Origin of the sequence: Pseudomonas sp. HOU2, from assembly GCF_040729435.1 — a bacterium.
Taxonomy (GTDB): domain Bacteria; phylum Pseudomonadota; class Gammaproteobacteria; order Pseudomonadales; family Pseudomonadaceae; genus Aquipseudomonas.
Map to the genome: position 1 here is coordinate 581428 of NZ_CP160398.1, position 12212 is coordinate 593639.

The window sequence follows — 12212 nt, forward strand, 5'->3', positions numbered from 1 at the left end:
GCGGCGGCCAGAGATCCAGTGTGGGAGCCAGCCTGCTGGCGAATGCGATCTGTCAGCCAGGACGATGGCGACTGACACGCGCTCTTCGCGAGCCGGCTTGCTTCCACATGAGGTTGTGTCACCAGAATACTTATTTGTGGCCAGGGGATTCATCCCCGATGGACTGCGTAGCAGGCCCGCTTCTCTATTGGTTGAAGAAGCCGGGCTCGCTTTGCACGCCATCGGGGATGAATCCCCTCACTACAGGCTTACCAATCAGCGATTCAAACCCGCCGCATTGGCGCGCGCCGCGTGCAGCTTCTTGTAGCTGTCGATCAGACGCAGGTGACGATCCAGCCCTTCGAGTTTCATGCTGGTCGGTGTCAGACCGTAGAAACGCACACTGCCGTTGACCGAGCCGATCGCCGCGTCCATGCGCTCGTCACCGAACATGCGGCGGAAGTTGGCCTCGTAATCGGCCAGCTCCAGATCCTCATCCAGCTCCATTTCCAGGCACACGTTTACCGCCTGATAGAACAAGCCGCGCTCGACGGTGTTGTCGTTGTATTGCAGGAAGGCTTCGACCAGATCCTTGGCCTGTTCGAATTTCTGCAGGGCGAGGTAGATCAGCAGGCGCAGTTCCAGAATGGTCAGTTTGCCCCACGGCGTGTTGTCGTCGAACTCGATGCCGATCAGCGTGGTGATGTCGGTGTAATCATCCAGCTCGCTGTTTTCCAGGCCTTGAGCGAGGTTGCGCAGGCCGACCTTGCTCAGGCTGTGCAGGTTGAGGATGTCGGCGCGGAATTGCAGGGCCTTGTTGGTGTTGTCCCAGATCAGGTCGTCCACCGGATAGATTTCCGAGTAGTCCGGCACCAGAATCCGGCAGGCGTTGGCGCCGAGGTCGTCGTAGACCGCCATGTAGGCTTCTTTGCCCATGTCTTCGAGGATGCCGAACAGCGTTGCGGCTTCTTCGGTGTTGGAGTTTTCGCCCTGCCCGGAGAAGTCCCATTCGACGAATTCAAAATCAGACTTGGCACTGAAGAAGCGCCACGACACCACACCGCTGGAGTCGATGAAGTGCTCGACGAAGTTGTTCGGTTCGGTCACTGCCTGGCCCGAGAAAGTCGGCTGCGGCAGATCGTTCAAGCCTTCGAAACTGCGGCCTTGCAGCAGTTCGGTCAGGCTGCGTTCCAGCGCCACTTCCAGGCTCGGGTGCGCGCCGAACGAGGCGAACACGCCGCCGGTGCGCGGGTTCATCAGGGTCACGCACATCACCGGGAATTCACCACCCAGCGACGCGTCCTTGACCAGCACCGGGAAGCCCTGCTCTTCCAGCCCTTTGATCCCGGCGAGAATGCTCGGGTACTTCTCCAGTACTTCCTGCGGCACATCGGGCAAGGCCATTTCGCCTTCGAGGATTTCGCGTTTGACCGCGCGCTCGAAGATCTCCGACAGGCACTGCACCTGGGCTTCGGCCAAGGTGTTGCCGGCGCTCATGCCGTTGCTCAGGAACAGGTTTTCGATCAGGTTCGACGGGAAGTACACCACCTCGCCATCCGACTGGCGCACGAACGGCAGCGAGCAGATGCCACGCTGGGTGTTGCCGGAGTTGGTGTCGAACAGGTGCGAACCTTTGAGCTCGCCGTCGCGGTTGTAAATGTCCAGGCAGTACTGGTCGAGAATCTCTGCGGGCAGCTCGTCTTTCGGGCCCGGTTTGAACCAGCGCTCATTCGGGTAATGCACGAACTCGGCGGTGGCGATGTCCTCGCCCCAGAACTGGTCGTTGTAGAAGAAGTTGCAATTCAAGCGCTCGATGAACTCGCCGAGTGCCGAGGCCAGCGCGCCCTCTTTGGTCGCGCCCTTGCCGTTGGTGAAGCACATTGGCGAGTGTGCATCGCGGATGTGCAACGACCAGACGTTAGGCACGATGTTGCGCCACGAAGCGATTTCGATCTTCATCCCCAGATCGGCGAGGATCCCCGACATGTTGGCGATGGTCTGCTCCAGCGGCAGATCCTTACCCGCGATGTATGTTCCCGCTTCAGAGGTCGAATGCGGCATCAGCAGCGCTTGCGCATCGGCGTCGAGGTTCTCGACTTCCTCGATCACAAACTCGGGACCGGTCTGCACGACCTTCTTCACCGTGCAGCGATCGATCGAACGCAGGATACCCAGACGATCTTTCTCGGAAATGTCCGCCGGCAGTTCGACCTGGATCTTGAAGATCTGGTTGTAACGGTTTTCCGGGTCGACGATGTTGTTCTGCGACAGGCGAATATTCTCGGTCGGGATATTGCGCGTTTCGCAGTACAGCTTCACGAAGTAAGCCGCGCACAAGGCCGACGACGCCAGGAAGTAGTCGAACGGCCCCGGTGCCGAGCCATCGCCCTTGTAGCGAATGGGCTGATCGGCGATCACCGTGAAGTCGTCGAACTTGGCTTCAAGTCGAAGGTTGTCGAGAAAGTTGACCTTGATTTCCATGCGGGTTTACCAGAGAGCAGAAACGAATTGGCGGCCATTATCCGGGTTTTCAGCCTGACGTCTTGTGCTTTTGCGTAATCGCCGCTGGGTGGGAGCCGCTGCTTGCGCGGTGCATCTGCATGGGCAAACTACAAAAATGCCCTGAGCAGTGAATTTTTTCGTGTCTTCTTGTATCTGACGGAAAGAAGCCATGCCAGCAAAACAATGGCATCGAATCCGTTCAGCTATGAGTGACCCGCATGAAATCAAGGAAAAACAAGGTCAATCCCATCGGATTGAAAGACATCACGATTGTCGACGATGCCAAGATGCGCAAGGCGATCACCGCCGCCGCACTGGGCAACGCCATGGAATGGTTCGACTTCGGGGTGTACGGCTTCGTCGCCTATGCACTGGGCAAGATCTTCTTCCCCGGCGCCGATCCTGGCGTGCAAATGATTGCTGCCCTGGCGACCTTCTCGGTGCCGTTCCTGATCCGTCCCTTGGGCGGACTGTTCTTCGGTGCACTGGGCGACAAGTACGGGCGACAGAAAGTGCTGGCCGCGACCATCGTGATCATGTCGCTGAGTACCTTCGCCATCGGCCTGATACCGTCCTACGAGTCGATCGGCATCTGGGCGCCGATCCTGTTGTTGCTGGCGAAAATGGCCCAGGGTTTCTCGGTCGGCGGTGAGTACACCGGCGCCTCGATCTTCGTCGCCGAATACGCGCCCGATCGCAAGCGCGGATTCCTCGGCAGTTGGCTGGACTTCGGCTCGATTGCCGGCTTCGTCCTCGGCGCTGGTGTGGTGGTGCTGATCTCGGCGATCATCGGCGAAGAGAAATTCCTCGAATGGGGCTGGCGCCTGCCGTTCTTCCTCGCCCTGCCGCTGGGCATGATCGGCCTTTATCTGCGCCATGCGCTGGAAGAAACCCCGGCGTTTCAACAGCATGTCGAGAAGCTCGAAGAAGGCGATCGCGAAGGTCTGGCCGGCGGCCCGAAAGTCTCGTTCAAGGAAGTCGCGACCAAACACTGGCGCAGCCTGATGACCTGTATCGGTGTGGTGGCGGTGACCAACGTCACCTATTACATGCTGTTGACCTACATGCCGAGCTATCTGTCGCACAACCTGCACTACAGCGAAAACCGTGGCGTGCTGATCATCATCGCGATCATGGTCGGCATGCTGTTTGTGCAACCGGCGATTGGTTTTATCAGCGACAAGATCGGCCGCAAGCCCTTCATTGTGGTCGGCAGCATCGGTCTGTTTCTGCTGGCGATTCCGGCGTTCATGCTGATCAACAGCGGCAAGATCGGCCTGATCTTCTCCGGCCTGCTGATCCTCGCGGTGTTGCTCAACTTCTTCATCGGCGTCATGGCTTCGACCCTGCCGGCGATGTTCCCCACGCACATCCGCTACAGTGCACTGGCCGCGGCGTTCAACGTCTCGGTGCTGATCGCCGGCCTGACCCCGACCGCCGTGGCCTGGCTGGTAGAAAGCACCAATAACCTGTACATGCCGGCCTACTACCTGATGGTGATAGCCGTGGTCGGCCTGATCACCGGCGTGACCATGAAAGAGACCGCCAACAAACCGCTGCGCGGTGCCGCACCGGCGGCGTCGGACCTGGAAGAAGCCAAGGAGCTGCTCAAAGAGCACCACGACAACATCGAGCAGAAAATCGAAGACATCGACGCCGAAATTGCCGAGCTGGAAGCCAAGCGCAAGGAGTTGGTGCAGCAGCATCCGCGCATCAACTGATGTAAGACTGACGGCGGCCCTGCCCGGGGCTGCCGTCGATCAACACGTCACAACACGAAGCCGTCACCGATCAATCGCACCAAAACCTCCCCCGCCTCACTCAATTCACCCGGTGCCCGCATCAGGCGCAACTCGTGCAGCGGCAACTCGGGTAACCCCTCCTCACTGCTCAGCACCCGCATGCCGGGTCGCACTTGCGCACGATCAACAATGCCCATCGCCAGTCCGGCCTCGATGGCTGTTTCCAGCGCGCTGGCACCGGCGCTGACAATCACCGCGCGCCACCGTCGACCCTGCTCGCTCAATGCATCCACGGCAACGCTACGATACGGGCAACCCTTGCCGTGCAAGGCCAGCGGTACCGGCCGGGTGAGATCCTGCGTGTAGTTGTGCGCGGCGACCCACACTGGCTGGGTCAGGCCCAGCATCCTTGCGCAACGCGTCGATGGCGGCGCATCGGCGACGACCACCAGCAACGCCAGATCCAGCTGCCCGCGCTCCAGACGCGTACTCAAACGGCCGCTGGCACCCGTTTCGACTTCCAGCTCGATGTGCGGAAAATCTGCCGACAGGTGCGGCAACGTACAGCCCAGTACCGCGCCGGCATACTCCTCGGAAATCCCTAGGCGAACCCGCCCACTGGCCAGCGGCGTGCTGAAACTCGCCAGCAATTGATCGTGATGGCGCAACAGTTCGGCGCTCTGCAGGGCGAAGCGTCGACCCAGCGGCGTGAGATTGACAGTCTGGTTATCGCGCTCCAGCAATCGCCCGCCCGCCAGCGCTTCCAGACGCCGCACATGCAGGCTGACTGCCGACGGGCTCTTGTTGAGGAAACTCGCGGCGGCGAGAAATTGCCCGAAGCGCACGATCGCCTGAAAGGTGCGCAACAGTTCGATATCAAGGGCTTCGGCCATGCTTGAGAATTCCTGCATCAGTGGTGCGAATCGTATCGTTTGAATGCATCATCGGTTGATTCATATCATCGAACTCAGCCCTCTGTCAGGTGCCATTCGATGAACGTCATGCCGATTCGATTTTCACTGCTGAATTTTTGCTTGCTGATGGCGATGGTGGTCAGCTGGAGTTCCGGATTCATCGGTTATCGCTACATCGCCGATCAGGGCAGCGTGTACCTGGCCTCGTTGTGGCGATTTATGCTGGCGGCGTTGTTGTTGCTGCCCTTCGCCTGGGCTGGCTTGCGTGGTTTGCGCGGCAAGGATGTGCGGCATCAGGCACTGCTGGGACTGTTTGCTATTGGTGGCTACATCGGACCGATTGCTGCCTCGATTCAACTTGGCGTCACGCCGGGCACCGCGTCACTGTTTGCCAATCTGTTGCCGCTGACCATTGTATTGTTGGCGGGCAGCGTCCCGGGCCAGCGCACGCGCGGCTGGCAATGGCTGGGTTTGGCGTTGTGTGTGATCGGCATGCTGCTGGCCAGCGCCGCGAGTGTCGAATGGGCCAATGCGACGCTGTGGGTCTACAGCTTGCCATTGCTGGCGGTGCTGTCGCTGGCGGCTGCCACCTTGTTTGAAAAAGCCCGCGCCGGCGTGGCAATGCCGGTCACTACAGCGCTGTTCATTCAGGTGTGTGCCGTGGTGCCGCTGTTTGCGTTGCTGGCCGGTGTCGAGGGTGAATTGTGCCCGCCCATCAGTACGGATTTCGCCAGTGGCGTGCTGTGGCTGGTGATTTTCTCGACCTTCGGCGGCTATGGGTTTTACTGGCTTTGCCTGCAGCGTTTCAGCATGCAACGCATCAGTTGCGCACTGTTTCTGACGCCACCCGTGACGCTGCTGTGGGCGTGGCTGCAGTTCGACGATCCGCTGAGTGTCAGCGCCCTGTTCGGTATTGGCTTGACCTTTTTCGGGTTGCCATTGCTCGGGAGAACGTCGAGCGATTCGAGCCTCGCGCCTGCACCCTGCACGAAACTAAATCCGCGGGCGACTAGTCACTGACTTAGCGGAGGTTGAGGCATTTCGCCAAACCTCGTTTATTGAAGATGCCAGCGTGGTCACTCATAACGATCGTCGCAACAACCTCTCGCTGGACAGCCTGAATTTCTTCCTCGCCGATGTGCGCGACGGACTCGGGCCGTATCTGGCGATTTATCTGTTGGCGGTTCACCACTGGGAGCCGGCCAGCATCGGGTTGGTGATGACCCTGGCCGGCATCGCCGCCCTTGTCACCCAGACACCCGCCGGCGCCCTGGTCGACAACACCCGTAGTAAGCGGGCAGCGATCGCAGTTGCCGCGCTGCTGGTAACCGGCAGTTGCGTGGTGTTGCCGTTCGTTACCTCCTTCAGCCTGGTGGCGATCACCCAAGCGCTGAGCGCCGCGGCAGCGTCGGTGTTCGCCCCGGCCATTTCGGCGATCACCCTCGGCATCACCGGCCCACGAGCCTTCACCCGACGCACCGGACGCAACGAAACCTTCAACCACGCCGGCAACGCCTGCGCGGCGTTGCTGGCCGGTGGTTTCGCCTACCTGTTCGGCCCTGTGGCGGTGTTCTATCTGATGGCGGTCATGGCGCTGTGCAGTGTAATCGCCGTGAGCTTCGTCGATGCCAACGCGATCAACCATGATCTGGCGCGGGGACTTGACCCCAGCGACGCCGCACATGCCAAGGCACCTTCGGGATTCGCGGTGCTGCTGACAAACAAGGCGCTGCTGATGTTCGCCATCTGCTGCGCCCTCTTCCACCTCGCCAACGCGGCGATGCTGCCATTGGTGAGCCAGAAACTGGCGCAGGTCAACTTGCAGATGGCGACGCCGTTGACCTCGGCCTGCATTGTCGCCGCGCAACTGGTCATGGTGCCGGTCGCCTTGCTGGTCGGGGCCAAAGCCGATGTGTGGGGACGCAAGCCGCTGCTGCTCGCAGGCTTCCTGATTTTGCCATTGCGTGGCGTGCTCTACACCTTGTCTGCTGATCCTTACTGGCTGGTTGCGGTACAAATGCTCGACGGCGTCGGCGCGGGAATCTTCGGCGCGCTGTTCCCGGTGGTAGTGAAAGACCTGACGCTGGGCACAGGCCACTTCAACATCAGCCTCGGCGCTCTTTCGACGGTGTTCGGCCTGGGCGCGGCATTGAGCAGTAGTGTCGCGGGCATTGTGTTGCAGGAGGCCGGTTACAACGCGGCTTTTCTGACCCTGGCGGTGATTGCCGGGGTGGCGTTTGTGCTGTTGTGGTTGGCGGTGCCGGAAACATTACAGCGCGTGGGGAATGATGCACATGTTCCTGACCGCGCGGCGCCCTTCACCTCTCCGCCGTAACGGTATGTATCTTTAAGGGGGGATTGCTGATGAGGGAGAAAGGATTTGGCTGATAACACGCTTGAATTCAGCGAAAGTGATCTGGCGCAGATGCAGCGCTTCAACCGCAAACTCGCCTGGCTGCCGCGGTTTCGCATCCGCAATCGGCTGACTCCGCGTTTGATCCAGGCATTGCTGCGCTTCAGTCAGATTGTCGGCACGGACAAACCGCTCAAATATGACCTGCTTGCGCAAAACACTGTGGTCTATTCGCAAGGTGCTTCAGTGCCCGTCCGAATCATCCGACCGCAAGGGAAGGCTCAAGGTGTGGTGCTTGATTACCACGGTGGCGGCTGGGTGATCGGCAATGCGCAGATGAACGACGACCTCAATATCGCCATGGTCAAGGCATGCAACGTGGCAGTGGTATCGGTTGACTATCGATTGGCAGTCAATACGCCTATTGAGGATGTCATGCAGGATTGTCTGTGCGCCGCACGCTGGCTGCTAAGCGACGATTGCACGGAGTTCGTCGGCCTGCCAGTGATCGTTGTCGGCGAATCGGCGGGCGCGCACCTGGCCGTTGCCACGCTGTTGTCGCTCAAGCAATCAGCCGATTTGCTGCAGCGGGTCAGCGGCGCCCTGCTTTATTACGGCGTCTACGATCTTGCGGGCACCCCGAGCGTGCACTCAGCCGCTGCTGAAACGCTGGTGTTAGACGGCCCGGGCATGGCCGAGGCGTTGCAGCTGCTGACTCCAGGCTTGAGCGATAACGAGCGCCGGCGGGCGCCACTGTCTCCGCTGTACGGCGACTTGAGCGGATTGCCACCGGCGTTGATGTTCACCGGTGAACTGGATCCGCTACGCGATGACACGCTGGAACTGGCTCAGCGCTGGCAACAATCAGCACCTGCTGAAGTACATCTATTGCCCTCGTCCGCCCATGGCTTTATCCATTTTCCGACCATCATGGCTAGCCGTGTTCTGGCCTACAGCCGGGCGTGGCTTTCGCGTCAGATCGAGGCAAAAACAAGCAGTTAGTGCTTGAGCTGGCATGCAAAGCACTTTCCTACGGGCAAAACAAAACCCCAACTGCTTTCGCAATTGGGGTTTCGGAATTTAATCTTGACGATGACCTACTCTCACATGGGGAAACCCCACACTACCATCGGCGATGCATCGTTTCACTTCTGAGTTCTGGATGGGATCAGGTGGTTCCAACGCTCTATGGTCGTCAAGAAATTCGGGTACTGACTCGTGACCGGCTGGCCTCGCTTCAGCAAATCGGGTATGTGATACAGGTGTTTGTGAGCAGCGCGAACTTTCGGTTCATTGCGTCTTCACACACCGCAATCTGGTCTCTTTCGAGCATGCAGATTGCTTGGGTGTTATATGGTCAAGCCTCACGGGCAATTAGTATTGGTTAGCTCAACGCCTCACAGCGCTTACACACCCAACCTATCAACGTCGTAGTCTTCGACGGCCCTTCAGGGAACTCAAGGTTCCAGTGAGATCTCATCTTGAGGCAAGTTTCCCGCTTAGATGCTTTCAGCGGTTATCTTTCCCGAACATAGCTACCCGGCAATGCCACTGGCGTGACAACCGGAACACCAGAGGTTCGTCCACTCCGGTCCTCTCGTACTAGGAGCAGCCCCTCTCAAATCTCAAACGTCCACGGCAGATAGGGACCGAACTGTCTCACGACGTTCTAAACCCAGCTCGCGTACCACTTTAAATGGCGAACAGCCATACCCTTGGGACCGGCTTCAGCCCCAGGATGTGATGAGCCGACATCGAGGTGCCAAACACCGCCGTCGATATGAACTCTTGGGCGGTATCAGCCTGTTATCCCCGGAGTACCTTTTATCCGTTGAGCGATGGCCCTTCCATACAGAACCACCGGATCACTAAGACCTACTTTCGTACCTGCTCGACGTGTCTGTCTCGCAGTCAAGCGCGCTTTTGCCTTTATACTCTACGACCGATTTCCGACCGGTCTGAGCGCACCTTCGTACTCCTCCGTTACTCTTTAGGAGGAGACCGCCCCAGTCAAACTACCCACCATACACTGTCCTCGATCCGGATAACGGACCTGAGTTAGAACCTCAAAGTTGCCAGGGTGGTATTTCAAGGATGGCTCCACGCGAACTGGCGTCCACGCTTCAAAGCCTCCCACCTATCCTACACAAGCAAATTCAAAGTCCAGTGCAAAGCTATAGTAAAGGTTCACGGGGTCTTTCCGTCTAGCCGCGGATACACTGCATCTTCACAGCGATTTCAATTTCACTGAGTCTCGGGTGGAGACAGCGCCGCCATCGTTACGCCATTCGTGCAGGTCGGAACTTACCCGACAAGGAATTTCGCTACCTTAGGACCGTTATAGTTACGGCCGCCGTTTACCGGGGCTTCGATCAAGAGCTTCGCGTTAGCTAACCCCATCAATTAACCTTCCGGCACCGGGCAGGCGTCACACCCTATACGTCCACTTTCGTGTTTGCAGAGTGCTGTGTTTTTAATAAACAGTCGCAGCGGCCTGGTATCTTCGACCGGCATGAGCTTACGGAGCAAGTCCTTCACCCTCACCGGCGCACCTTCTCCCGAAGTTACGGTGCCATTTTGCCTAGTTCCTTCACCCGAGTTCTCTCAAGCGCCTTGGTATTCTCTACCCAACCACCTGTGTCGGTTTGGGGTACGGTTCCTGGTTATCTGAAGCTTAGAAGCTTTTCTTGGAAGCATGGCATCAACCACTTCGTCACCCAAAGGGTAACTCGTCATCAGCTCTCGGCCTTAAGATCCCGGATTTACCTAAGATCTCAGCCTACCACCTTAAACTTGGACAACCAACGCCAAGCTGGCCTAGCCTTCTCCGTCCCTCCATCGCAATAACCAGAAGTACAGGAATATTAACCTGTTTTCCATCGACTACGCTTTTCAGCCTCGCCTTAGGGACCGACTAACCCTGCGTCGATTAACGTTGCGCAGGAAACCTTGGTCTTTCGGCGTGGGTGTTTTTCACACCCATTGTCGTTACTCATGTCAGCATTCGCACTTCTGATACCTCCAGCAAGCTTCTCAACTCACCTTCACAGGCTTACAGAACGCTCCTCTACCGCATCACTTGCGTGATACCCGTAGCTTCGGTGTATGGTTTGAGCCCCGTTACATCTTCCGCGCAGGCCGACTCGACTAGTGAGCTATTACGCTTTCTTTAAAGGGTGGCTGCTTCTAAGCCAACCTCCTAGCTGTCTAAGCCTTCCCACATCGTTTCCCACTTAACCATAACTTTGGGACCTTAGCTGACGGTCTGGGTTGTTTCCCTTTTCACGACGGACGTTAGCACCCGCCGTGTGTCTCCCATGCTCGGCACTTGTAGGTATTCGGAGTTTGCATCGGTTTGGTAAGTCGGGATGACCCCCTAGCCGAAACAGTGCTCTACCCCCTACAGTGATACATGAGGCGCTACCTAAATAGCTTTCGAGGAGAACCAGCTATCTCCGAGCTTGATTAGCCTTTCACTCCGATCCACAGGTCATCCGCTAACTTTTCAACGGTAGTCGGTTCGGTCCTCCAGTCAGTGTTACCTAACCTTCAACCTGCCCATGGATAGATCGCCCGGTTTCGGGTCTATTCCCAGCGACTAGACGCCCTATTAAGACTCGCTTTCGCTACGCCTCCCCTATTCGGTTAAGCTCGCCACTGAAAATAAGTCGCTGACCCATTATACAAAAGGTACGCAGTCACCCAACAAAGTGGGCTCCCACTGCTTGTACGCATACGGTTTCAGGATCTATTTCACTCCCCTCTCCGGGGTTCTTTTCGCCTTTCCCTCACGGTACTAGTTCACTATCGGTCAGTCAGTAGTATTTAGCCTTGGAGGATGGTCCCCCCATATTCAGACAAAGTTTCTCGTGCTCCGTCCTACTCGATTTCATGACTAAGAGACTTTCGCGTACAGGGCTATCACCCACTATGGCCGCACTTTCCAGAGCGTTCCGCTAATCTCAAAGCCACTTAAGGGCTAGTCCCCGTTCGCTCGCCACTACTAAGGGAATCTCGGTTGATTTCTTTTCCTCAGGGTACTTAGATGTTTCAGTTCCCCTGGTTCGCCTCTTGCACCTATGTATTCAGTACAAGATAACCATCTTATGATGGCTGGGTTCCCCCATTCAGACATCTCCGGATCAAAGTCTGTTTGCCGACTCCCCGAAGCTTTTCGCAGGCTACCACGTCTTTCATCGCCTCTGACTGCCAAGGCATCCACCGTATGCGCTTCTTCACTTGACCATATAACCCCAAGCAATCTGGTTATACTGTGAAGACGACATTCGCCGAAAATTCGCAAAACTCTTAAGAGTCACTCACAAATTTTACCTTAGCCTGATCCGTTACCAGTGAAAGTAACGTTCAGTCTATCTTTCTATCACATACCCAAATTTTTAAAGAACGATCTAATCAAAAGACTAGAAATCAGCATTCACCATCACAGCGATGGAATGCTCATTTCTAAGCTTTCAAACTTCAGAAGCAGTGGTGGTGGAGCCAAGCGGGATCGAACCGCTGACCTCCTGCGTGCAAGGCAGGCGCTCTCCCAGCTGAGCTATGGCCCCGTATTTCTACAGGTTTCCCACACAAAAATTGGTGGGTCTGGGCAGATTCGAACTGCCGACCTCACCCTTATCAGGGGTGCGCTCTAACCAACTGAGCTACAGACCCAATTTCGGGCTGCTTCTATCGTCTTCTTCAATGAATCAAGCAATTCGT

Annotated in this window: 6 protein-coding genes, 2 tRNA genes and 2 rRNA genes; 4 read left to right on the top strand and 6 right to left on the bottom strand. The window is 57.3% G+C overall.

Going from position 1 to position 12212, the window contains the following annotated elements:
* Positions 1-255 precede the first annotated feature (255 nt).
* Positions 256-2460 carry an OsmC domain/YcaO domain-containing protein gene (locus ABV589_RS02530; RefSeq protein ID WP_367084727.1) on the bottom strand — a complete coding sequence of 735 codons (2205 nt, stop codon included), beginning with the start codon at positions 2458-2460 and terminating at the stop codon, positions 256-258.
* Between the two features lie 239 nt (positions 2461-2699).
* Between ABV589_RS02530 and proP the strand changes: the two genes are divergently transcribed.
* Positions 2700-4202 (top strand): glycine betaine/L-proline transporter ProP, encoded by a 1503-nt coding sequence (gene proP / locus ABV589_RS02535; RefSeq protein ID WP_367084728.1) that lies wholly within the window; start codon positions 2700-2702, stop codon positions 4200-4202.
* Positions 4203-4249: 47 nt separating this feature from the next.
* Here proP and ABV589_RS02540 read toward each other — a convergent pair whose 3' ends face one another.
* Positions 4250-5116 carry a LysR substrate-binding domain-containing protein gene (locus tag ABV589_RS02540; protein ID WP_367084729.1) on the bottom strand — a complete coding sequence of 289 codons (867 nt, stop codon included), beginning with the start codon at positions 5114-5116 and terminating at the stop codon, positions 4250-4252.
* Positions 5117-5215: 99 nt separating this feature from the next.
* Between ABV589_RS02540 and ABV589_RS02545 the strand changes: the two genes are divergently transcribed.
* The 3 genes from ABV589_RS02545 (at position 5216) to ABV589_RS02555 (ending at position 8492) form a co-directional block, all read left to right on the top strand.
* Positions 5216-6157, top strand: a complete 942-nt coding sequence (locus ABV589_RS02545; protein ID WP_367084730.1) for a DMT family transporter — start codon at positions 5216-5218, stop codon at positions 6155-6157.
* Between the two features lie 52 nt (positions 6158-6209).
* The gene (locus ABV589_RS02550; protein WP_367084731.1) at positions 6210-7472 is read left to right on the top strand and encodes an MFS transporter; all 1263 of its coding nucleotides are present in this window, start codon (positions 6210-6212) and stop codon (positions 7470-7472) included.
* Between the two features lie 90 nt (positions 7473-7562).
* Positions 7563-8492 (top strand): alpha/beta hydrolase, encoded by a 930-nt coding sequence (locus ABV589_RS02555; RefSeq protein ID WP_367086247.1) that lies wholly within the window; start codon positions 7563-7565, stop codon positions 8490-8492.
* 82 nt (positions 8493-8574) lie between these two features.
* Here ABV589_RS02555 and rrf read toward each other — a convergent pair.
* The 4 genes from rrf to ABV589_RS02575 form a co-directional block, all read right to left on the bottom strand.
* Positions 8575-8690 (bottom strand): 5S ribosomal RNA (gene rrf / locus ABV589_RS02560).
* A 153-nt stretch (positions 8691-8843) separates the two neighbouring features.
* A 23S ribosomal RNA gene (locus ABV589_RS02565) occupies positions 8844-11735 on the bottom strand.
* Between the two features lie 247 nt (positions 11736-11982).
* A tRNA-Ala gene (locus ABV589_RS02570) sits at positions 11983-12058 on the bottom strand.
* A 29-nt stretch (positions 12059-12087) separates the two neighbouring features.
* A tRNA-Ile gene (locus ABV589_RS02575) sits at positions 12088-12164 on the bottom strand.
* Positions 12165-12212: the final 48 nt, after the last annotated feature.